Source organism: Pseudomonas sp. IPO3778, assembly GCF_013386825.1.
Taxonomy (GTDB): Bacteria; Pseudomonadota; Gammaproteobacteria; order Pseudomonadales; family Pseudomonadaceae; genus Aquipseudomonas.
In genome coordinates, this window is sequence record NZ_JACARC010000039.1 from 37,795 (window position 1) to 58,575 (window position 20,781).

Sequence of the window (20,781 nt, forward strand, 5' to 3'; positions counted from 1 at the left end):
AACCCTCTTATTGTTCTGTCAGCGGGCGCACATGGACGCCGCTCTGCAAAGACTCAAGCTGCGCGTGATCGCTGATGCCAAAGCCGATCTGCGTGACCGCCATCGCGGCAATCGCGGTGGCGCGTTGCAGGGTCTGCTCCGGCGTATCGCCACTGAGCAAACCGTGAAGCATCCCGGCCAGCAGCGAGTCGCCGGCACCTACGGTGCTGGCCACCGTGACCTTGGGGGGTGTGGCGTGCAGCGCCGTGCCCGGGCTGTACCAGCTCACGCCGGCGGCACCGTCGGAGACCACCACATGTTCCACACCTTGGCGATGCAGTTGGCGGATGGCATCCGGGGAATGACCGAGGGCATCGGCCAGTTCTTCGGTATTGGGTTTGACCAACCACGGGCCGGCCTTCAGCCCGGCGCGCAGCGCTTCACCGCTGGTGTCCAGGGCGACTTTCAAGCCGAGGTTTTTCAGCGCTTCCAGCAAATCCTGGAACCACTGAGGACTGACGCCGCGCGGCAAGCTGCCGGCGACCACCACCGCATCGAATTCAGGGCCGATCACCGCCAGTAGTTTCAGCAGTTGCTTTTGCGCCTGCTCACTCACCCAAGGCCCCGGTGCATTGATGTCGGTGACCCGGCCATCCTGTTCGGCAATTTTGATATTGCTACGAGTTTCTCCTGGCACGCGAATGAACGCGTCGCCAAACCCACGGCTAGCGATCAGTGCATCGAACGCCTGCGGGTTCGCCGCACCCAGAAAGCCGCCCACGCTCACCTGGTGACCCAGGTCCGCCAGCACCTGGGCCACGTTCACGCCCTTGCCGGCGGCATGGGTGATCATCGCTTCGCTGCGGTTGACTTCACCCGGTTCCAGGCGCGCCAGGCGCACCGTCAGGTCCAACGCCGGGTTCAGCGTCAGGCTTAAAATCCTTGCCATTTACACGGCCTCCACAAGCGCACGCACTTCGGCGGGGGAACCCACCGCCAGGGCTTTTTGTGCCAGGCCTTGAGCCTCGCGCAGACTGATTTCACGCACCCGCGCCTTGACCTCGGGGATGCTGCGCGCCGACACGCTCAGCTCATCCACACCCAGGCCGATCAGCACCGGAACCGCCAGCGGGTCAGCCGCCAATTCGCCGCACACGCCCACCCACTTGCCATGGGCATGGGCCGCGCGCACGGTGATGTCGATCAGTTGCAGCACCGCCGGGTGCAGGCCATCCGCCTGGGCCGACAGCGTCGGGTGGCCACGGTCAATGGCCAGGGTGTACTGGGTCAGGTCGTTGGTGCCGACGCTGAAGAAGTCCACTTCCTTGGCCAGTACCGGCGCCAGCAAGGCGGCCGACGGCACTTCGATCATGATCCCCAGTTGCAGGTCGGCCACCGGGATTTCCAGGCGCAGGCGCTCGGTCATGTCCCGGGCCTGGCGCCACTCGTCCACGCTGCCGACCATGGGGAACATGATGCGCAGCGGGCGGTTGTCCGCCGAGCGCAACAGCGCACGCAATTGCGCTTCCATGACCTGCGGGCGTTGCAGGGTCAGGCGAATGCCGCGCACACCGAGGAAGGGGTTTTCTTCCTTGGCGATCGGCCAGTAAGGCAGCGGTTTGTCGCCGCCCACATCGAGGGTGCGCACCACCAGTGGCCGGCCGTCGAGGCCGTCGAGCACGCGGCGGTATTCGGCCTCTTGGGTGGCTTCATCGGGCGCCTGTTTGTGGGCCATGAAAATCAGCTCGGTACGCAGCAGGCCGATGCCTTCGGCGCCCTGCTCCACCGCGCTGGCAACCCCGGCGCTTTCGCCGATATTGGCGAACACTTCGACGGCATGGCCGTCGCGGGTCAGGGCCGGCTCATGGCGTTGCGCGGCGGCGGCCTGCAGGCGTTGTTCGCGGGTGTCGCGCTCTACGGCGGCGCGCTGCAACGTGACGGCGTCGGCGTCGACATGCAGGCGGCCGCGTTGGCCATCGAGCAACAACGGCGTGCCGGATGCCAGCAGCAACACGGCAGGGCCAGCACCCACCAGCGCAGGAATGCCCAGGGCGCGGGCGACGATGGCGCTGTGGGCGGTGGCGCCACCACGGGCGGTGAGGATGCCGGCAACGCGCACCGGGTCCAGGCGGGCGACGTCTGACGGGCCGACTTCGTCCATCACCAGAATGTAGGGTTCGTCGGGCTCCTGGGCAGTTTCAACACCGCACAGCTGGGCCAACACGCGGCGGCCAATGTCACGCAGATCGGCAGCGCGCTCGGCCAGCAAGGCGTCCTGCAGCGATTCCTGCTGCCTGGCGGCGGCTTCGATCACGCTCATCCAGGCGGCTTCGGCGCTTTCGCCTTGCTTGAGGCGCGTCTCGACTTCGTCGGTCAGTTCCGGGTCGTCGAGCATCTCTTGATGGGTGATGAAAATCTCGCGAATGGCCTTGGATTTACTGCGCTCGATCAAGCCCTGGATATCCTGGCGCACGTCGGTCAACGCGGTGTGCAGGCGCTGGCGCTCGATCACCGGCGACTCACCACGCAGCGGGTATTCAAAGGGTTGCAGCACCTGGATATGCGCCGGGCCAATCGCAATGCCGGGGGCGGCGGCGATGGCCTGGATCAGGCTGCCGGACACGGGTGCGCTGAGCACCGGCTCGATATCGACCACTGCCTGTTGGGTACTGACTGCTGGCAACGGCTCGACGTCTTCGCCCAGGCCTTCTTCCACCGCAGCCAACAAAGCAGGCAAGGCATCACCGGCAATGCCCGGCTCCGCCACAAACTCCAACACCTGACCACGCCGGGCGCCGAGGCTCAACAGCTTGCTCAGGCTTTTTACCGACACCGCGCTGACGTCGCCATCGACGATACGCACGCGGATTTCACCGTCAAAACTTTTCGCCAGTTGCGCAAGGATCTTTGCCGGCCGCGCGTGCAAGCCATGGGCGTTGGCCAGGGCGATACGCACGCTTGGCCAGTCGGCGGGCAGTTCACCGCCAAGCACTTCCAGCACGGCCCGGCTGCTGGTGGCACGGCCGAGCTCCTGGCCACGGCCTTCGATCAGCAAGGCACACAGGCGCTCAAGCAAGGTTTGGTGGGCCTCACCGAGGCTGGCCAGGCAGAACAGGCCGCTCAAGGGCTGGCCCAGGTAACGCATGGGTTTGTCCGGGGTGACAAAGGCCAGGCCCGGACGCTTGACGGTCTGCTCACTGTGCAGCCACCACAGGCCATCGCCCAGGGGCAGCGCGTCGACTTGTTGCAGCACGGCGGCAAAGCCATTGCTCACGCAATCGGCCTGGCGCAGCAGGCGGGCTCCGCGCCACACCAACTCTTCGAAATCGTCAGCCGACACGCCCAGGCCAATCATCTGTGCGTCCAGCGCCAGCTCCTGCGGCGCGCCTTGCAGCAGTTTCAGCAAGGCTTCGGCAGAGCTGGCGCGACGCAGGGCCTGGCCCAGGTCGGTTTCACCGAGGGCGCGGGTCAGCAGTTGCAGCAGGCGCAGGTGTTCGTCGGATTTGGCGGCAATGCCGATGGCCAGGTACACGATCTGGCCATCGCCCCAATCCACGCCGTCAGGAAATTGCAGCAGGCGCACACCGGTGGCAAACACCTGGTCGCGGGTTTCGGGGGTGCCGTGGGGGATGGCAATGCCTTGGCCGAGAAAGGTCGAGCCTTGGGCTTCACGCGCTTGCAAGCCACTGAGGTAACCCTCGGCGACCAGGCCATCGGCCACCAGTTTTTCAGCGAGCAGTTGCAAGGCAGCAGACTTATCCACAGCCGTCTGGCCCATGGATATCTGCTCGTGGGTGAGCTCAAGCATGCCGTTCTCCTAGTTAGTGCGGCGGGCGCACTAGGTATTATTTTGAATAAATCAGTGCAAAGGCGTTCGAATTAATTGACTGTGCGGTCAGTTGGCAGGACCACACTCGTCGCGATAATCGTAAAAATACGCTTGCTGAAACGTTTAATCTAGAATTTATGGCAGATTACGCGTTAATTAAGCATGATTGAAGCGCCACTCGGCTGTTGAGTTGCGACAATGGTCGCCTGCAGTAATCGGTTACGATTGGACAAAATGTCGGGGCAAGCTCTAAAAAACAAGGAAATCCCGGTTTGAAACTCAGTGATATCGCGCGCATTGCCGGTGTGTCTGTGACCACCGCCAGCTACGTCATCAACGGTAAGGCCGAACAGCAACGGATCAGCAGCGCAACCGTCGAACGGGTGCGCGCCGTGGTTGAAGAACATGGCTTTACACCCAATCCCCAGGCCGCCGGGCTGCGCAGCCGGCACACCCGTACCTTGGGTTTTATCCTGCCGGACCTGGAAAACCCCAGTTACGCACGCATCGCCAAGCTCCTGGAGCAAGGCGCCCGGGCCCGCGGCTATCAACTGCTGATCGCCAGCTCCGATGACGACGCCAACAGTGAGCGGCAATTGCTGCAATTGTTCCGCGCCCGCCGGTGCGATGCGCTGTTTGTCGCCAGCTGCCTGCCGGCCAGCGACGACAGCTACCGCGAACTGCAAGCCAAGGGTTTGCCGGTGATCGCCATCGACCGGGTGATGGAGTCTACGCAGTTTTGCTCGGTGGTCAGCGATGATCGCCAGGCCTGCCAGCAGTTGACCAGCAGCCTGCTACAACCGCTGCCCAAGCAAATCGTGTTGATCGGCGCGCGGCCCGAGCTGAGCATCAGCCAGGAGCGTGCCGCCGGCTTCAAGCAAGCGCTCAAAGACTTCAGCGGTGAAGTGCTGATCGAACAGGGTGAGTCCTTCAGTCGCGACTGTGGCCGACAGTTGATGGAGCAATTGCTGCAGAGCCTGGGGCACTTGCCTGACGCGCTGGTGACGACGTCCTACGTCCTGCTGCAAGGGGTGTTTGATGCGCTGCATGACTTCCCACTCAAATCCCGCCCGCTGCGCCTCGGCACGTTTGGTGACACCCAGTTGCTGGATTTCCTGCCGCTGCCGGTGAACGCCATGGCCCAGCAACACCCATTGATCGCCGACACCGCGCTGCGCCTGGCGCTGGCGGCCATTGAAGAACAGCACTACGCCCCGGGCGTGCATGCCATCGGCCGTACGTTCAAGCAGCGGATTCACTCGGAGTAAGCGGTGTGGAGCTGATCGACAGCCACACCCATCTGGACTTCCCGGACTTCGATGGCGACCGTCGTGAAGTCCTGGGCCGCAGCCGCCAGTTGGGCGTGCGCAGGATGGTGGTGCTGGGGGTCTATCAGCAGAATTGGCAACGGCTGTGGGACCTGGTGCAAACGGATTCGGACTTATTTGCGGCCTTCGGCCTGCATCCGGTGTACCTCGATGACCATCGCCCCGTCGACCTGACGGAACTGGGCGACTGGCTGACCCGCCTGAGCGGCCACCGGCAACTGTGTGCGGTGGGGGAAATCGGCCTGGATTATTTCCTTGAACAGCTGGACCGCGAACGCCAGCAGGCTTTGTTTGAAGCCCAACTGAAGCTGGCGGTGGATTTCCAGCGACCGGCGCTGCTGCATGTGCGCCGCAGCCACGCGGCCGTGATCGCCACGCTCAAGCGTATTCACCTGCCGCGCGGTGGCATCATTCACGCGTTCGCCGGCAGCCAGGAAGAAGCCCGGGAATACATCAAGCTCGGTTTCAAACTCGGGCTGGGCGGCGCGGCGACGTGGCCGCAAGCCCTGCGCATGCACAAGGTCATTGCCCGTTTGCCCCTGGACGCCGTGGTGCTGGAAACCGATTCACCCGACATGGCGCCCGTGATGTACCCCGGCCAACGCAACAGCCCCGAACACCTGCCGGACATCTGCACGGCCCTGGCGGAGCGCATGGGTATCAGCCCTTCAGCGCTGGCCGAAGCGAGCACCCGTAATGCCTGCGAGCTGTTCAACTGGTAGGGGTTTTACCTCACGCAGTGTCAGGGTCATTCGCTGCCGGTGACGGGCATAGCGCAACGTCATGAAGTAAATAAGAACCGCCATCAGCGAGACATTGAGCTGCCCGACCACACTGATCAGGCCTATCCACTCGGCGACCAACGCCACCAACAGTGCCGCACAGGTGAGCACAATCATGCTCGGGCGCAGCAGGCCCAGATTGTCCAGGGACTTAAACTGTTTCAACTGTTTGGGGCAACTCGGTTCCACACCCTTGTGGCAATACGGGCAATCAAAGGGTTCGTTGATCGCAATGGCATTGAGCTGCCAGGGCTTGAGTTCAAAGGAAATATTGCAAAGGGCGCAACGCCCTCTGACGCCGACAAGTGCAGCGGCCATGACCGAACCTCCGCGAAAATGGATGGCGCAAATTCTCGCCCATTTTGGCAGCTGGAAAAGATCAACGCCAAAAACAAGACAAGTGCCACGCCATCCACGAAGTAATCCTACAACCACACCTCACACCCGAAAGGCACCGATCAACTGCTTGAGCTCGATCACTTGCAACGATAACTGCCGGCTGGCCTCTTCGGTCTGGTGCGCGCCCTGCGCCGCGTGCTCACCGGCAAGGTTGATCTCGACGATATTCTGATCGATGTCGTGGGCCACGGCGGTCTGCTGCTCGACGGCGGCGGCAATCTGCTGGTTCTGGTCAACGATCATGCCTACAGCACCAAGGATATTTTCCAGAGCCCTCTGGACTTTTTCCGACTGCCCCACCGTGCCATTGGCCATCTCATGGCTGGTGCCCATGGCCTTCACCGCAGCACCGACGCCGCTGTGGAGCTTGGCGATCATCTGTTCGATTTCCTCGGTGGAGTGCTGGGTGCGCCGGGCCAGGGTGCGCACTTCATCGGCCACCACGGCAAAACCCCGCCCTTGCTCGCCGGCGCGCGCGGCCTCGATGGCGGCATTCAGCGCCAGCAGATTGGTTTGTTCGGCGATGCTCTTGATCACTTCCAGCACGCGGCTGATGGATTGGCTGTCGATGGCCAACTGGTTGATCACCCGCACCGACTGATCGATCTCAGAGGCCAGCGCCGCGATGCTGCCTTGCTGGGATTGCACCAGGCCGCGACCGCTGACGGTTTCATCGTTGACGCTGTGGGCACTGCTGACCGCCGCCGCCGCGCTGCGCGCCACTTCCTGGGCGGTGGATGACATCTGGTTCATGGCGGTCGCCACGTGTTCGATCTGGCTGCGCTGGCCGGACACGGCCTGGTTGCTGCGAGCCGACACCGACTCCACTTGCCCCGCCTGATGTTCGACCTGATTGACGGTGTGGCCTACCCGCTCGATCAGGTCATGGATTTTAGCCACGGTGCCGTTGAACACCTGCCCCAGGTCACCCAGCTCGTCACGGCTGTGGGCAACGAAGCTGACAGTCATATCCCCCGCCGCCACTTTGTCCATCATCGCCCCGAGGCGGCGCAGGGTGGTGCGGGTGGAGGCATAGAAACCGGCGTACAAATAGAAGATCAGCAAGAATACCGACACCAGGGCCGTCACCAATCCGATCATGTGCGTGCGGTTTTCTGACAGGCGCTGCTCCAGTTGCTGTTCAAGAAAGGTCAGGGTGGCTTCGTCGAGCTGGTAGGTCTTGGCCATCAATGTGCTGACCGCGTCGTAGAAACCTTGCCATGGAGCGTCGAGGGTTTCGGCCATCACCACCTGTTCTTCGAACAACTCGCTGCCTTGTTTGAGGCTGGCCTTGCTCGCGTCCGCCAGGCTGGCCAGCGCGGCGTGGGCGGGTTTGCTGGAGCCAAGGGCGTCTTGCAGCTTCAGGCCGTATTCAGCCTGGAGCTTTTCCAGTTGTTGCAGCAACTCATCAAAACGGGTGCTGGACGACGAGTTGAGAAAGCCTTGGCCCAAGGAGTAAGCGCCCATGGCCCGGCCTTCGCCCAGGGTCTGGGTGACTTGCGGGGTGACGCTGGTGATCAGTTCGCTGAGTTGGCGCAGGTCGCCTTGGGGGTCGCGGCTCAGGCCGGATTGGCCTGGCAATGATCTGGCTGAGCATCTGCGCCTTGTTGAGGAGTTTGCCGATCAGTGCGCTTTTGCTGAGCAGCGAGGTTTCCTGCTGCTGGGCCTTGAAGGCGGCGATCAGCTCATCGCGCTTGGCGTCAAATGCGGCGGCTTGTTCGGGGTCTGCGGAGAGGGCTTGGAGGCCCTGCAGGCGTTGTAACAGGCTCTGTTCGAGGGCGGTGATTGTGCTTTCGATATCACCGGCCTTGCCTGATTGGCCGAGGGTGGCGTTGATCTGCACCTGGTTGTTCAGGGTTTCCAGGTCGCGGCGCAGGGCCAGGCTGCTGCCCAGCAGGTCGAGGCTTTGCAATTCGATACGGGTGCCCTGGAACTCGCGCCAGGAGTCACGCACCAGGTAATAGTTGGTGGCCAGCATCGGCAGCAGGAACAACACGCTGATGAGGCTGAACTTCATGCCGAAGGTCAGGCGGTTCATGAACGCGACGGCGGGATAGAGCAAGCTCTTCACAGGTGAACTCCCTTTTCTTTTATTTTTATTGAGGGCGCAGGGCGGCGGCAGATAGCCACTATTTGGCGCTCTGTCTGTATAGCTCAATTCGAAAAGGAGGTTTGTAACTTAAGGTTAACGAAGGCAGGAGCCAGCTTGCTCGCGAAGAACATCAACGATAACGCGCGCTGTCTGGATGCACGCGGTGTCCTTGCGTTTTTCGCGAGCAAGCTCGCTCCTACAGGGGGCGAATCAGGGCAGCACGGTCCAGATGGCGAAACCGGCGTACCACAGCACGGCGGCGCGCAGCAGCAGTTCCCAGATTCGATCCAGGCTGTTGACGCCCTCGGCGCCCACCACCGGTGGCGGGATTTCAGCGGCCACCAGGCCGACCTTGTCCACCAGTTGCGCCGCCGTGATGTCCCAGCTCAGCAGTTCGTGGAGCATCACCCGGCCCACCGCCACAAAGTTGCCCACCAGGGCAAAACTGGCTGCCAGCAGGCGTACCGGCAGCCAGTCGAAGGCATGGCGCAATTGGCCCGCACGTTCTGCCACCAGCGGGTTCTGGCTGTTCTCGGTCGCCAGCGCCAGCAGCCGGTAGGCCAGGGCAGCCACCGGACCGAGCAGGAAGTACCAGAAAATCACCGCGAAGAAGCTTTGGTAGGCCTGCCACAACAGGTGGCCCTGGACCCGCTCCAGCAACTGCTCGCCACTGTCGGCGCTGATGCGCAGATCGCGCTCGGCCACATGCTCGGCCGCTTGCAGGTCACCCCGGCGCCAGGCATCCCGAAACGGTCCCAGCCCGGCCAATAGATCGCCACGGCCCAGGCTGTAGATCACCACCAGCAAATGCACCGGCAGCGCCAACAGGCCATAAGCCACCGGCTCCAGTACCACCAGCAACAGCGCGAGCAAAGCCACCGGCAGCAGCACCAGCAACGCGAGAATCAGCCATGGCCGTTTGCCCATACTCGGGCTCGATTCCAGCTTGGCCAGCTCCCGCAGCCAACCGCCATCACGTTGTATACGCTGACGCAAGGCCGAGAACTTCTCGATCCATACCGCCAGCACCAACACCAGAAAACTCATTGTGCGTGTCCTCCATCCTGCAAGGCGCTGCGAAAGCGCGCCCAATCAAAAGCGGGTCCGGGATCGGTCTTGCGTCCCGGGGCGATATCGCTATGGCCACAAATGCGCTGGCGGGTAATGCCCGTGTACGCCACCAGCAACTGGCGCGTCAGGGCGATCAGGGATTGATACTGGGCATCGGTGAACGGCAGGTCGTCGGTGCCTTCCAGCTCGATCCCCAGGGAAAAGTCGTTACAGGTCTCACGGCCCTCGAAGCTCGATACGCCGGCATGCCACGCCCGGTCCCGGCACGAGACAAACTGCGTCACCGCGCCATCGCGCTCAATCAGAAAATGCGCAGAAACCCGTAGGTCGGCAATCCCCTCAAAGTAGGGATGTTCCGTGACATCCAGACGATTCTGGAAAAACTCATGCACCTTGCCGGTGGCGAATTGCGCAGGCGGCAGGCTGATGTTGTGCACCACCAACAGGGAAATCTCGCCACCGGGGCGCTCGTTGAAGTTGGGCGAAGGGCAATGACGAATGCCCTGGCACCAACCGCTGGCGGGGTCCAACTGCATACAGGTTCCTTGAACGAGGCTGGGGTGACTCAGTATGCCGCGTTCCAGTGTCCGGTTGCGATCACTTGGCGCGATGAAGTTGGCGCAGGTTGCCAATCACCGAGGCCAGGGCACGGTCGAACAGCAGCGCATCATCCAGGGTTCGTACCGCACCGCGCTTGAACTCCAGAGCCAGCTCGACCGGGCTTTTTTCCAAAACCTTGAGGCCGGTCCGATTGACAAAAATACAGGTATTGCCCGGCGCAATAATCGCCGCCAGCTTGCAACGCAGGGTGTTTTCAGGGTCTTCCTGGAACTCGACCCAGCAACCCACCCGCAATTGTCGGGCCTTGAGCAGGTCGGGGTCATCTTCCGGCAGGCTCACTGCAAGGGCCGGCGCATCCGGACTGAGCACGAATGCCTCGCGCACCTCGACCTGCGACAACCCAGGCTGCCCGTCGGCATTGCCCCGGAAAGACAGGACATGCAGGGTCTGCAACTGGGTGAAAAATTCCCGGGTGATGAAAGGATCAAACGCCGCCCCGCTCAACCCGTCGCGCAGGGCCTTGAGCAAGCCGGGCAACTGCTCCAGCAAGTGCCGGCCCGCTTCGGTGTCTTCACTCAGGCCCACACTCCAGATCAACTCGTCCATGGTGCGCAACCCGGCCAGCCATTGCGGCGACTGTTCGCCATGCTTCAGGCAGGCCAGCAACAGCACCTGGCTCCAGGCCTGTTGCAGGAACCGCACCACGACCTCGGGCAACACTTTGCCCAGCAGCCGCTGGTTGAGGGCCTCGGCCACGCGCTGACGGGCGATTTCGGTCCGGGCACGCCCTTCTTCGGCATCACGGGTACGCTGTTCCAGCAATTCGCTGCGCCGCCGCTCGTCATGGGTAAACGCCGTGAACTCCGTCAGCATCTGGGAAAAAATCGCCGGGTCATCCACAAAGTCATTCAACAACCGCTGCACCACCTGCTCGATATGCAGGTACAGGCTGTCGCGCTGATAGTCGTCGCGCCGACTCCAGCCCATGGCCGCCGTGGCAATTTCATTGAGCAGGCGCCGCGCCGGATGATTGGCGCGACTGAAAAAGCTCTTGTCCAGCACTGCCACTTTCAACATTGGAATCTGCAAGCGGGTGATCAGCGCCTTGAGCGACTCAGGCACCGTGGCGTCATCGAGAATGAACTCGAAGAGCATGGCGATCAGGTTGATCACATCCTCGTCCGCATCCTCGACCACCCGCGACTTGCCACTCTTGACGCTGACCCGGGTCAGCAATTGCTCAAGCTGGTTGCGCAGGTCGAAGTCATCCTCGACCTCTGGCGCAGGCACGTATTGCTGCAAATGGGAGAGCAGGCGCAGCAGATCACGGGTGGAGATGGGTTGGGTCTCGGCACTGGCCTCAAGGGTGGGCGCCACACTGCCGCGCACCGCCGACAGCAGCTCCTGCAACGCCGCAAAAACTTCCTGAGCGCTGTCGTCCGCTGGATGGCCGACGACGGGAGGGACGTCTTCGGGTAAATCGGCGGCGACGGCACGCCGCGAGGGCACCGCCTTGAGTTCAGGCAGCACGCCGGTGGCGATCAGCAATTGATTGGCTTCGCCGTACAACAGATCGGCGTCACTGAGGACGTATTTTTCGAACAGCTTGAGGATGATCAGCTTGACCCGGATCTCGACGCCAAGGTTGCGCCCCGCTTGCAGAAAGAACGCGCACAGCATCGCCGGGCCCAGGGGGTTGTCCCGATCATCCAGGCGCTTGTCGAGCAACGCGTTCAGGCGTGCGGTCAACTGCCCAAGGGCCAGGCCATCGCGGCGCAGTACCTTGCCCAGCATGGCCTCAAGGGCCACGGCTTTTTCCCGCTCGTCGCTGGAGCCACCCGGCACCGCCGCGTAGGACATTACCGGAGTCAGTTGCAGTTCACCGCGCTCTACGTTGCCAAGATTGGCAAACGCCTCGTAGAGCTGCTCCATAAAGCCGCGCTCGAAATTCTTGCGCTTGAGGCGCAAGTCGCGCATGGCTTCAAAGAAAATACCGTGGTCGACGTTGTTGCGGGTTTTGTCCGCCATTTCAAACAAGGTGTCGTCGGCGTTATCAAACAGCTCCTGCAAGCCCTGCTTGAGTTGCTGCGCGGCCCTGTCGCGGACCTGGAGCAACACCACCGGCAGGCAGGCGAGCGGCGAGGGTATCGCCCGTGCCTTATTGATCGGCACCACCTTCCCGTCATTGTGCATCCTGGCCTCCTGAAACGGCGGTATTCGATTCTGTGAAAGATCGGTGCAGCCACAGGGTGAACGTCCTGGGGACCGCGAAAAACGGGCTATCACCGCGACGTCAAAGCTATGACGCCAATTGCAAGGCGCGAGATTATCTTGCAAATGGGGGCTGTTGCGCCAGCAAACTCTGTGATTGCCGTGTAAATGAGCACCGCTGGCTGCGTCAGCGGCATCTGCTGCCTTGGGTTCGGGCCCGCCCTGCCCCTATAATCCAGGCACTTTGTTTGTGGAGCCTGTTATGCCCAATCTTCGCCTAGCCGACCTGACCGCTGAAATCGAAGCCAACGTGCGTCGCGCATTGCTGGAAGACATCGGCAGTGGGGATATCACCGCACAACTGATCCCTGCCGAACGCCTGGCCAAGGCCACGATCATCACCCGTGATACCGCCGTTATCAGCGGTACCGCCTGGGTGGAGGCGGTGTTTCGTCAGCTGGACCCGCGCGTCGCCGTGCATTGGCAGGTGCGTGACGGCGAGCGGGTGAGCCCGAACCAGGCGCTTTTTCACCTGGAAGGCCCGGCCCGTTCGCTGCTCAGTGGCGAACGTTGCGCGCTGAATTTTCTGCAACTGCTGTCAGGCGTTGCCACCCGCGCCCAGTATTTGGCGGACTTTGTCGCCACAACCCAGGTCAAGCTGCTGGACACCCGCAAGACCCTGCCTGGCCTGCGCCTGGCGCAAAAGTACGCGGTGACCTGCGGCGGCTGCCACAACCACCGCATCGGCCTGTACGACGCGTTCCTGATCAAGGAAAACCACATCGCAGCCTGTGGCGGCATTGCCCAGGCCATCAGCGCGGCCCACAAGATCGCCCCGGGCAAGCCGGTGGAAATCGAAGTGGAAAGCCTGGAGGAACTGCGCGACGCATTGGCGGCGGGTGCCGACATCATCATGCTGGATGAGTTGAGCCTGGATGACATGCGCGAAGCCGTGCGCCTGAACGGCGGCAAGGCCAAGCTGGAAGCCAGCGGCGGGATTAACGAAAGCACCCTGCTGCCCATCGCTGAAACCGGGGTGGACTACATCTCCATCGGGGCGATGACCAAGGATGTGAAGGCGGTGGATTTGTCGATGCGGCTGAGTCTCTGACAACACCTGTAGGAGCGAGCTTGCTCGCGAAGATCGTCAACGATAACGCGAAAAACCTGATACCCCGCAGGGTCCTCAGGTTTTTCGCGAGCAAGCTCGCTCCTACAGTTACGTCTCAGATCGCGAGGTTATTCATCCCGCAGTACTCGTTCCAGTCCACACCCAGCACCTCGGCAGCCTCCTTGTGCAACGCCAGACGCGCGGCCTCGAACGCTTCGGGGGTAGAGGTGTACTTGAGGGTCAGCTCCCATGGCTGCAGGCCCTGGGCCTCGGCCTCATCCTCAAATGACCATTGGATCTGGTCCCTTTGATCATCGGCGCTCAGGTCCTTGATCTCATCCAGCAGTTCCGGCGACTCCGCAACGTACTTTTTGAGGGCTGCTTCGTGGCGCGCTTCCTGGGTCATTTCTTGTGTGGTCATGTCGTTCTCTTAGATCGAGGAATGGGGATGCATCTGGGTCATCAAGGTCGCGCAGATACAAAAGAACAGGCATGAATACCGGTTCGTCTGGCCTTCAGAACCATTCTGGGATCATCTGAAAACTGTGTTGCCTTTTTGCCCGAGACAGGAATCGAACCTGCGACCTTCGCGTTACGAGTGCGCTGCTCTACCGGCTGAGCTACACGGGCGGTGGGCTAAAGCTAGCACTGCCTTGGACGTCCGGCAACTCACTGCTTTTCGAGGGCAATCACACCCTGCACCCAAAAGCGTGGCTGCAGGTGACCATTGCTCAGGGTCATGTAATGCTCGCTACGCTCCGTGAGGCGGGGCACGTCACGAATCGCGACGAACACCAGCAAGCCGACGGCCGCGACACTCGCGGCGATCCAGGCGCCGTACACCCTCGGCGCCGGGGCGACGGGTGGAGTTCGCCACACATGCAACGCCATCAGCCATCCGGCCACCAGCGCCAGCCAGAGTTGCGAAACCGGCATCACGATCACCCCATCCACCTGGGCCTGGGTCAGCGCACCGATCAACGAAGCAAACAGGCACAGCCGTAGCAGATCCACCGGCGCCAACGACAACGCACGCTCACGCAATACCCCCACGGTTGCCCAACCCGCCCACGCAACCAGCGCGATCACACCCAGCGTGGACGGCACCCCCCATTCGCTGGCCCACTGCAGAATCGCCTGGTGAGGGTGAGCAGCAATGTCGTTGGCAATATCGGCGAAATGCATCGGCCCGAAGCCCAGCCAAGGCCGCTCAAGAATCATGTTCCAGGCCTGCCACCAGATAGGGCCACGCCCTGACAGGCTGGTCGTCAGGCGATCGACGGCACCGTTGGAAATCTCAATCCCCAGGTAACCTGCCAGCACGGAGAAGATCAACTCATACAGCAACAATCCACAGGCCAGCGCCGCCGCCTGCCAGGCCACCCAGCGTCGCCCCGGAGGCCCCAAAAACACCAGCAAGGAGCCGGCGACGCCCATACCGAGCCACGTGCCTCGGGTCCCCCCGCTGATCGCGATCAGCCACCAGACGCAGAGCAGCGCAAACACCATTGCCCGCGCCGTACGTGAGACATATGAAAGCAGCAAGGGAAGTGCGAGCAGCGGCAGGGTGAAGGTCTGGAATTGCCCGTAGAAACGCTTGTTGGAAAATCCGGACAACAGCAAATCGGTATTCAAGACCGTTTCGCCGCTGGTAAACGCGAGGACACCGGCATACAGGTATTGAATACTTTTGATCAGGCACAGTAACAGCACGAATAGAATCAAGACGCGATCCAGGGGCTCGTCCCCCTTGCGCCTGACCCGGCTGAAAGCAACGGCAATGGCACTGCAGCTGATTGCCAGCGCCAGTTCGGTCAAGGCCCAAAGTGGCTGATGGGCCAACGCTGCCGACACCAGGCCGAACGCTCCAATCAGCGCCAGCCCCAGCGACGTCGGTCTATCGACGCAGCGCTCCAGTCGCGGCAAGCACAGCCCATACACCACCGCGCACAGCGCCACCGATACCTGCACCACACGTTGCCAGTCATGGCTACTGAAAGGCGCGCAAATAGCCAGGGTCAGCAAACACATAACCACCACGAGGAATGTGCTCCCCCGCTGCTGAACGGACAACGTCATCGGCAACCTCTACTTCCTTGTGGCGGATAGGGAGCGGTTTACGCACGCACTGTCCATTGTTGCGTAAACAGTAGACGAGCTTGCTATCAGGCGCCGCCGGAGGCACAACCTTTGGCAGCGTATTGGTCTTCTGCGGTGGTGGTGCACTTCCAGCCGGTCGTGGCACTGCGGGTCAAGGTGATGCTCTTGCCCAGGACGGGCGCGGGCGCATCGAGGATTTCGCAGGCAATCGTGCCCACGCCAGTGGCGACGTCACCGGTCACCTCAATCTTGCAATTGGCCGTTGGACTGGTCCCGCCCACCAACGCCAGGGTCGGCGGCGTACCTTGGTTCAGGGTGTCTTCAAAGCCCGCTTTCAATGCGGAGATTTCCGCCAGCCCCGCGGTGAACTTGGCCTTGGCCTGGTGCTTGGTGTACATGGGCAGGCCGATGGTGGCCAAAATGCCGATGATCGCCACGACGATCAACAATTCGATCAAGGTAAAGCCTTTCTGACGCATCACATTCACTCTCCAGAATAGAACCTGTCGCAAGGCGCATCCTGCACCCCGTCTCGGTAACCGCGCCAGTGTACTCACCCCGGCGCAGCCAATCCTGCCCAAGAAGCACAAACTGACATTTTTTCGCGCAAGGCGGCCCCGCCCGAATCCGCCACCTGACTAAGCTATAAATCTTCCACTATCTGTGTGCGGAACCGAGAAATGAAAGATGTATCAGCGATCTATGCCTGGGAAGGTGTCAACCGCAACGGGCGCAAAGTGTCTGGAGAAACCAGCGGTCACAATCCGGCACTGATCAAGACGCTGCTGCGCCAGCAAGGGATCAATCCAGGGCGCATACGGAAAAAATCCGCGAGTTGGCCCCGCTTCACGTCGCCGGTCAAACCCACGGAGATCGCCCTCTTCACACGCCAATTGGCCACGCTGCTAAGGGCCGGTATCGCGCTTTTACAAGCGCTGGATATTATCGCCGAAGGCGTCGACAACCGGCATATGCGTGCCCTGGTACAAGGCCTGAAGCAGGAAATAGCCGCCGGCAGTAGCCTGGCTGTTGCCTTGCAGAAGCAACCACGCTACTTCGATGAGTTGTACTGCAACCTGATTGCGGCGGGGGAACAGGCCGGCGCACTCGAAGCACTGCTGGAGCGGGTCGCCACCCACCTGGAAAAAAGCGAACGGCTGAAAGCCCGAATCAAAAAGGCCATGACCTACCCCATGACGGTACTGGCAGTCGCCACCGCTGTCAGCGCCATCCTACTGATTCACGTTGTGCCCCAGTTCCAGGGCCTGTTTGCCGGCGTCGATGGGCAACTGCCGGGCTTTACCCTGGGGGTCATCAGCCTGTCGGAGTTCGTGCAGCAAAACGGGTGGGGGCTGATTTTGGCCGCAGGGACCGGTTTCGCGGGGCTGCGCAAAGCCTATCGCTCATCGACAGGCTTTCGTCACTGGCTCGATGCCCGTTTGTTGAAAGCCCCGGTGGCAGGCACACTGCTGAAAAAATCGGCCGTCGCGCGCTATGCCCGCACGCTATCAACCACATTTGCGGCTGGAGTACCGCTGGTACAAGCATTGGACTCCGTGGCTGGGGCCACGGGCAATGGGCTATTCAAACAGGCAATCAATCGTATGCGCCACGACGTAGCAACCGGAACCCAATTGAATGAATCCATGGCCGCAAGCGGGCTGTTTCCAGGCATGGCGATTCAAATGACCGCTATCGGCGAGGAGTCGGGCACGCTGGACAACATGCTGGAAAAAGTCGCCAGCCACTACGAGACCGACGTCGATAACCTGGTGGATAACCTCACCAGCCTGATGGAGCCGCTGATCATGGTGGTACTCGGCGGCATCGTCGGGGCCTTGGTGCTCGCGATGTACCTGCCGATCTTCCAGCTCGGTACGGCCTTTTGAGCCCGCCCCTGACTGAAGTGCTGATTGATCAGCCGTGGGCGTTCGTATGGGGTTCACTGTTGCTGGGCCTGATTGTCGGCAGCTTTCTCAACGTGCTGGTATGGCGCCTGCCGAAAATGCTGGAGCGTGAATGGCGAGCCCAGGCCCACGAAGTCCTTGGCCTGCCCGCCGAGCCCATCACTGCCCCTTACAACCTCATGCGGCCCAACTCCTGCTGCCCGCACTGCGACCACCCGATTCGCCCCTGGGAAAACATTCCGCTGCTTAGCTACCTGTTGCTCAAGGGGCGCTGTTCACGTTGTCATCAACCTATCAGCGCTCGGTACCCCTTCACCGAATTGGCGTGCGGGTTGATCTCGGCGGTTGTCGCCTGGCATTTCGGCTTCGGCTGGGCAGCCGGCGCGGTGATGTTGTTGAGTTGGGGTTTGTTGGCGATGAGCCTGATCGATGTGGATCATCAGTTACTGCCGGATGCCCTGGTGCTGCCACTGCTCTGGCTGGGGCTGACCCTCAACAGCTTTGGCGCTTTCGTGTCATTGCCCGATGCGGTGTGGGGCGCGGTCGCCGGCTACATGAGCCTGTGGTCGGTGTTCTGGCTGTTCAAGCTGATCACCGGCAAGGACGGCATGGGTCACGGCGATTTCAAGCTGCTGGCGATGCTCGGCGCCTGGGGCGGCTGGCAAATCCTGCCGATGACGCTGCTGCTGTCTTCCCTGGTGGGCGTGGTGGGTGGGCTGATTCTCTTGCGCCGGCGCAAAGCCCAGGCATCGACTCCCATGCCTTTTGGTCCGTATCTGGCAATTGCCGGCTGGATTGCATTGCTCTGGGGTGGTCAAATAACCGACTTCTATTTGCAGTCTGTCGGTTTCAGATGACCACTTCTGTTGCAACACCCTGGATTCTTGGCCTCACTGGCGGTATCGGCAGTGGCAAAAGCGCGGCAGCCGAACACTTCGTACGGCTTGGCGTGGACTTGATTGACGCCGACCACGCCGCGCGCTGGGTCGTCGAACCCGGGCGCCCGGCCCTGGCGCAGATTGCCGGGCATTTCGGTGCCGGCGTGCTGCTGCCTGACGGGCAACTGAACCGTGGGGCGCTGCGCAAGCTGATCTTCGAAGTACCCGACGAGCGCCGTTGGCTGGAGGCGTTGCTGCACCCGCTGATCACCGAGGAAATTCGCAGCCATCTGGCGCGCGCCCAATCGCCTTACGCGATCCTGGTGTCGCCGTTGTTGATCGAGTCCGGCCAGTACACCATGACCCAACGGGTGCTGGTGATCGACGTGCCGCAATCGTTGCAGATTCAGCGTACCCTGCAGCGCGACGGCATCAGCGAAGAACAGGTGCAGGCGATTCTCAAGGCCCAGGCCACCCGTGAAGACCGCCTGCGCCATGCCGATGACGTGCTGGTCAACGACCAGGACCTGGCCCGGTTACATGCCGAGGTCGAGCGACTGCACCACTTTTACCTTACTTTGCGTGGAGGCCGATCATGAGCCAACCCTTGACCGTCGAATGCCCAACCTGCGGCGCACCCGTGGAATGGAAAGCGACCAACCCCAACCGTCCGTTCTGCTCGGACCGTTGCAAACTGATTGACCTGGGCGCCTGGGCGTCGGAAGAACACAAGATCCCGGTCAGCCCGGACGCCGAAGACGAGCTGTTCTCCGAAGACTTTCAGCCCAAACACTAAGGCCGCATAAAGCCATAGTCCTGCTGGTCGTCGAGGTTCTCTGCAAGGTATTGCAGCTCGTCGGCCAGGTCTTCAAAACTGCGCACGCCCTTGCTCTGCTGCACCACCGCACTGAGCATGGCGCGCAGGGTCAAGCCCGGGACAAAGCCGATTTCCTGCGCCGCGTCCTGGCTTCTGCGTAACTCCTGCCGTGCCCACTCGTACACACTCATGATTGCGTGCTCCTGGAAATTTTGCAGAGCATGCGACCCCTCACGTATGCAGCCTTTGACCTGGATCAAGGCCGTGGATCGTCGTCCTTCCAGGGCGCCGAGAGGTAGCGGGTGCGGTTGAACGTCTCCAGCCACTCGGGGCAAAACACCACCAGGGCGCTGATCACCATGCCGTTGATAAAGGCCTCGGGAAAAATGATCAGCCACAGGTAGCCGACAAAGTCCTCGATCCACTCGGGCATGGCGAAGCGACCGTCGAACCACAGCAACCCCAGGGCCGCCAGCAAGCACAACAAGGCCGACAGCGCGGCGGCGAAAAAGCCCGAACAGAAGATGTACACAAACGGATTACGCGGTTTCGCCCGCTCCACCAGCAGCGCGCAGCCTTCGGTGACCAGCACCGGCAACAGGATCAGCAGCATGCCGTTGATGCCCACGGCCGCCAGATCCTGGCGACCGAGCAGCACCAGCCCGAGCTGTGCAGCCAATCCGCCGACAATCGCCAGGGGCCAATCGAGCAACAAGGTCACGGCCGTCATACCGATAAAATGGTAAGACACCCCAGTGTCGAAATCCCGGCGCACCAGCCACAACATGAACAGCGCGAACACCGTGCCGAACAGCAAGTGCTGGCGCCGACGGTCGGCAAACAGCTCGACCCACGGCGAACGCAGGAGCGCCCACATCACCACCGGCGCATACAGCAGCCAGCCGATACTGAGGGTTTCCGGCGCCAGCACCGATGCGCTGATCACGGTTGCAGCACCACAAAAAACTTCACTGCGCGTACCTCCTGGCCCGGGAAACGGTCGAGTGGCCAGTCTACACCGACCTTTTGACGCGGGACTTCCTGCGGTCATCATTTGGACGCTAAGCTGGTGACATGGATGACTCAGATTATTTGCGCCTGCTCACCGTAGCGGCCGAACAAGCCAACGCGTTCCTGTCCAATGCCCGCAAATGGGAGCGTGAGCGTTGGGTCTGCCAGCGCCTGCTGCAAGGCTTGAACGTGCCCTACCGCGCCGAGGAATTCCACGCTGCCGGGCAAGAGCCGCCGGACGTGCTGTTTCGCGACGCCAGTTTCGAGGTGTTTTTCGTCCTCGACGAAGGCCGGCGCCTGAACGATGAGTGGCGCGACGAGCTGCTGCGCCGGCGCAGCGCCTTTTCCTTGAGCCAATTGGTACGGCGTGAGGCCAAGCCCCGGCGCATTCCCGCTCACGAATTCCTGCTGCGCCTGGCGCCCACCCTGCGCAAGAAAGCCCACAACTATAAAGAGCGCGGGATGGACCTGGGGGAGCTGGACCTCATCGCCTTCGCCAGCCTCAAGCGCGAAGTACTGGACCTCAACAGCCATTTTCCGCCGCCCACCGAGTACCTGCGCCAGGGCTGGCGCTCGCTGTCCCTGGTGGGCCCGACGTTTGCCCGCGTATTGTTTGCTCATCCGGACGCTCCGGACTTCTTGCGCAACAATCTGGGGCGCAGCATAGTGTTTGATGTGGGCATCAGCCTGTGATCGGGTTGGCGA

Annotated in this window: 21 protein-coding genes, 1 tRNA gene and 1 pseudogene; 9 read left to right on the forward strand and 14 right to left on the reverse strand. The window is 61.8% G+C overall.

What is annotated here, in order from left to right; all coding sequences use genetic code 11:
• Window positions 1–7 precede the first annotated feature (7 nt).
• Entirely contained in the window at window positions 8–928 is a 921-nt protein-coding gene (gene pfkB / locus HX855_RS20760; RefSeq protein ID WP_177084310.1) for a 1-phosphofructokinase, read from the reverse strand.
• Window positions 929–3,787, reverse strand: coding sequence for a phosphoenolpyruvate--protein phosphotransferase (ptsP, locus tag HX855_RS20765; RefSeq protein WP_177084312.1), 2,859 nt, complete (start codon window positions 3,785–3,787; stop codon window positions 929–931).
• 293 nt (window positions 3,788–4,080) lie between these two features.
• On the opposite strand from ptsP, the gene cra reads away from it, so the two are divergent.
• On the forward strand, window positions 4,081–5,076 hold the full coding sequence (gene cra, locus HX855_RS20770) for a catabolite repressor/activator (RefSeq protein ID WP_177084314.1): 996 nt from the start codon (window positions 4,081–4,083) through the stop codon (window positions 5,074–5,076).
• A 5-nt stretch (window positions 5,077–5,081) separates the two neighbouring features.
• Entirely contained in the window at window positions 5,082–5,858 is a 777-nt protein-coding gene (locus HX855_RS20775; protein ID WP_177084316.1) for a TatD family hydrolase, read from the forward strand.
• On the opposite strand, the gene HX855_RS20780 is transcribed toward HX855_RS20775, so the two are convergent.
• The 6 genes from HX855_RS20780 to HX855_RS20800 all read right to left on the reverse strand — a co-directional run bounded on the left by HX855_RS20780 (window position 5,805) and on the right by HX855_RS20800 (window position 12,234).
• The gene (locus tag HX855_RS20780) at window positions 5,805–6,236 is read right to left on the reverse strand and encodes a hypothetical protein (RefSeq protein ID WP_177084317.1); all 432 of its coding nucleotides are present in this window, start codon (window positions 6,234–6,236) and stop codon (window positions 5,805–5,807) included. The genes HX855_RS20775 and HX855_RS20780 overlap by 54 nt on opposite strands.
• Window positions 6,237–6,356: 120 nt before the next feature.
• A complete protein-coding gene (locus tag HX855_RS20785) occupies window positions 6,357–7,784 on the reverse strand; it encodes a methyl-accepting chemotaxis protein (protein WP_375140092.1) in 1,428 nt (475 codons plus the stop codon).
• Window positions 7,726–8,388 (reverse strand): hypothetical protein, encoded by a 663-nt coding sequence (locus tag HX855_RS33905; protein WP_375140089.1) that lies wholly within the window; start codon window positions 8,386–8,388, stop codon window positions 7,726–7,728. The genes HX855_RS20785 and HX855_RS33905 overlap by 59 nt, the downstream gene beginning before the upstream one ends.
• A gap of 231 nt (window positions 8,389–8,619) precedes the next feature.
• Window positions 8,620–9,456, reverse strand: coding sequence for a regulatory signaling modulator protein AmpE (gene ampE / locus HX855_RS20790; protein ID WP_177084319.1), 837 nt, complete (start codon window positions 9,454–9,456; stop codon window positions 8,620–8,622).
• Complete coding sequence (gene ampD, locus HX855_RS20795) at window positions 9,453–10,016, reverse strand: 1,6-anhydro-N-acetylmuramyl-L-alanine amidase AmpD (protein ID WP_177084321.1); 564 nt, start codon at window positions 10,014–10,016, stop codon at window positions 9,453–9,455. Before ampD ends, ampE begins: the two co-directional genes overlap by 4 nt.
• A gap of 61 nt (window positions 10,017–10,077) precedes the next feature.
• Window positions 10,078–12,234, reverse strand: coding sequence for a DUF1631 domain-containing protein (locus tag HX855_RS20800; RefSeq protein ID WP_177084323.1), 2,157 nt, complete (start codon window positions 12,232–12,234; stop codon window positions 10,078–10,080).
• A 280-nt stretch (window positions 12,235–12,514) separates the two neighbouring features.
• Between HX855_RS20800 and nadC the strand changes: the two genes are divergently transcribed.
• Window positions 12,515–13,363: a carboxylating nicotinate-nucleotide diphosphorylase gene (gene nadC / locus HX855_RS20805; protein ID WP_177084325.1), complete on the forward strand. Its 849-nt coding sequence runs from the start codon at window positions 12,515–12,517 to the stop codon at window positions 13,361–13,363.
• Window positions 13,360–13,473: pseudogene (locus HX855_RS33430) on the forward strand (outer membrane lipoprotein carrier protein LolA); the annotation flags it as partial. The gene nadC and the pseudogene HX855_RS33430, both read left to right, overlap by 4 nt.
• Window positions 13,474–13,478: 5 nt before the next feature.
• On the opposite strand, the gene HX855_RS20810 reads toward HX855_RS33430, so the two are convergent.
• From HX855_RS20810 to HX855_RS20825, 4 genes are all read right to left on the reverse strand, one after another.
• Complete coding sequence (locus HX855_RS20810) at window positions 13,479–13,784, reverse strand: DUF6388 family protein (RefSeq protein WP_177084328.1); 306 nt, start codon at window positions 13,782–13,784, stop codon at window positions 13,479–13,481.
• Window positions 13,785–13,920: 136 nt separating this feature from the next.
• Window positions 13,921–13,993: transfer RNA gene (locus HX855_RS20815), tRNA-Thr, on the reverse strand.
• A gap of 39 nt (window positions 13,994–14,032) precedes the next feature.
• A complete protein-coding gene (locus HX855_RS20820; protein WP_177084330.1) occupies window positions 14,033–15,442 on the reverse strand; it encodes an O-antigen ligase in 1,410 nt (469 codons plus the stop codon).
• Between the two features lie 86 nt (window positions 15,443–15,528).
• The gene (locus tag HX855_RS20825) at window positions 15,529–15,942 is read right to left on the reverse strand and encodes a pilin (protein WP_177084422.1); all 414 of its coding nucleotides are present in this window, start codon (window positions 15,940–15,942) and stop codon (window positions 15,529–15,531) included.
• A gap of 201 nt (window positions 15,943–16,143) precedes the next feature.
• On the opposite strand from HX855_RS20825, the gene HX855_RS20830 reads away from it, so the two are divergent.
• From HX855_RS20830 to yacG, 4 genes are read left to right on the forward strand one after another with little or no spacing between them, the layout of a single operon-like run.
• A complete protein-coding gene (locus HX855_RS20830) occupies window positions 16,144–17,352 on the forward strand; it encodes a type II secretion system F family protein (protein WP_218175774.1) in 1,209 nt (402 codons plus the stop codon).
• Window positions 17,349–18,227 (forward strand): prepilin peptidase, encoded by an 879-nt coding sequence (locus HX855_RS20835; RefSeq protein ID WP_375140090.1) that lies wholly within the window; start codon window positions 17,349–17,351, stop codon window positions 18,225–18,227. Before HX855_RS20830 ends, HX855_RS20835 begins: the two co-directional genes overlap by 4 nt.
• Window positions 18,224–18,847: a dephospho-CoA kinase gene (gene coaE, locus HX855_RS20840; protein ID WP_177084332.1), complete on the forward strand. Its 624-nt coding sequence runs from the start codon at window positions 18,224–18,226 to the stop codon at window positions 18,845–18,847. The genes HX855_RS20835 and coaE overlap by 4 nt, the downstream gene beginning before the upstream one ends.
• Entirely contained in the window at window positions 18,844–19,044 is a 201-nt protein-coding gene (gene yacG, locus HX855_RS20845; protein WP_010174995.1) for a DNA gyrase inhibitor YacG, read from the forward strand. Before coaE ends, yacG begins: the two co-directional genes overlap by 4 nt.
• On the opposite strand, the gene HX855_RS20850 is transcribed toward yacG, so the two are convergent.
• Together HX855_RS20850 and HX855_RS20855 are read right to left on the reverse strand one after the other, a co-directional pair.
• Window positions 19,041–19,256 (reverse strand): hypothetical protein, encoded by a 216-nt coding sequence (locus HX855_RS20850; protein WP_177084336.1) that lies wholly within the window; start codon window positions 19,254–19,256, stop codon window positions 19,041–19,043. The genes yacG and HX855_RS20850 overlap by 4 nt on opposite strands.
• A 65-nt stretch (window positions 19,257–19,321) precedes the next feature.
• The gene (locus HX855_RS20855) at window positions 19,322–20,011 is read right to left on the reverse strand and encodes an energy-coupling factor ABC transporter permease (protein ID WP_177084338.1); all 690 of its coding nucleotides are present in this window, start codon (window positions 20,009–20,011) and stop codon (window positions 19,322–19,324) included.
• Between the two features lie 128 nt (window positions 20,012–20,139).
• Here HX855_RS20855 and HX855_RS20860 point away from each other — a divergent pair, with 128 nt between their 5' ends.
• Window positions 20,140–20,769, forward strand: a complete 630-nt coding sequence (locus tag HX855_RS20860) for a DUF1780 domain-containing protein (RefSeq protein WP_008437312.1) — start codon at window positions 20,140–20,142, stop codon at window positions 20,767–20,769.
• The last annotated feature ends 12 nt before the right edge of the window (window positions 20,770–20,781 follow it).

What these genes read in the sequence shown, in the direction of transcription:
- ampE (WP_177084319.1), bottom strand. Translation starts at nt 9,456, where the DNA reads ATGAGTTTTCTGGTGTTGGTGCTGGCGGTATGGATCGAGAAGTTCTCG.
- HX855_RS20810 (WP_177084328.1), bottom strand. Translation starts at nt 13,784, where the DNA reads ATGACCACACAAGAAATGACCCAGGAAGCGCGCCACGAAGCAGCCCTC.
- pfkB (WP_177084310.1), bottom strand. Translation starts at nt 928, where the DNA reads ATGGCAAGGATTTTAAGCCTGACGCTGAACCCGGCGTTGGACCTGACG.
- ampD (WP_177084321.1), bottom strand. Translation starts at nt 10,016, where the DNA reads ATGCAGTTGGACCCCGCCAGCGGTTGGTGCCAGGGCATTCGTCATTGC.
- HX855_RS20850 (WP_177084336.1), bottom strand. Translation starts at nt 19,256, where the DNA reads ATGAGTGTGTACGAGTGGGCACGGCAGGAGTTACGCAGAAGCCAGGAC.
- HX855_RS20860 (WP_008437312.1), top strand. Translation starts at nt 20,140, where the DNA reads ATGGATGACTCAGATTATTTGCGCCTGCTCACCGTAGCGGCCGAACAA.
- HX855_RS20825 (WP_177084422.1), bottom strand. Translation starts at nt 15,942, where the DNA reads ATGCGTCAGAAAGGCTTTACCTTGATCGAATTGTTGATCGTCGTGGCG.
- nadC (WP_177084325.1), top strand. Translation starts at nt 12,515, where the DNA reads ATGCCCAATCTTCGCCTAGCCGACCTGACCGCTGAAATCGAAGCCAAC.
- HX855_RS20785 (WP_375140092.1), bottom strand. Translation starts at nt 7,784, where the DNA reads ATGGGCGCTTACTCCTTGGGCCAAGGCTTTCTCAACTCGTCGTCCAGC.
- HX855_RS20830 (WP_218175774.1), top strand. Translation starts at nt 16,144, where the DNA reads ATGAAAGATGTATCAGCGATCTATGCCTGGGAAGGTGTCAACCGCAAC.
- HX855_RS20820 (WP_177084330.1), bottom strand. Translation starts at nt 15,442, where the DNA reads ATGACGTTGTCCGTTCAGCAGCGGGGGAGCACATTCCTCGTGGTGGTT.
- HX855_RS20800 (WP_177084323.1), bottom strand. Translation starts at nt 12,234, where the DNA reads ATGCACAATGACGGGAAGGTGGTGCCGATCAATAAGGCACGGGCGATA.
- HX855_RS20780 (WP_177084317.1), bottom strand. Translation starts at nt 6,236, where the DNA reads ATGGCCGCTGCACTTGTCGGCGTCAGAGGGCGTTGCGCCCTTTGCAAT.
- coaE (WP_177084332.1), top strand. Translation starts at nt 18,224, where the DNA reads ATGACCACTTCTGTTGCAACACCCTGGATTCTTGGCCTCACTGGCGGT.
- yacG (WP_010174995.1), top strand. Translation starts at nt 18,844, where the DNA reads ATGAGCCAACCCTTGACCGTCGAATGCCCAACCTGCGGCGCACCCGTG.
- ptsP (WP_177084312.1), bottom strand. Translation starts at nt 3,787, where the DNA reads ATGCTTGAGCTCACCCACGAGCAGATATCCATGGGCCAGACGGCTGTG.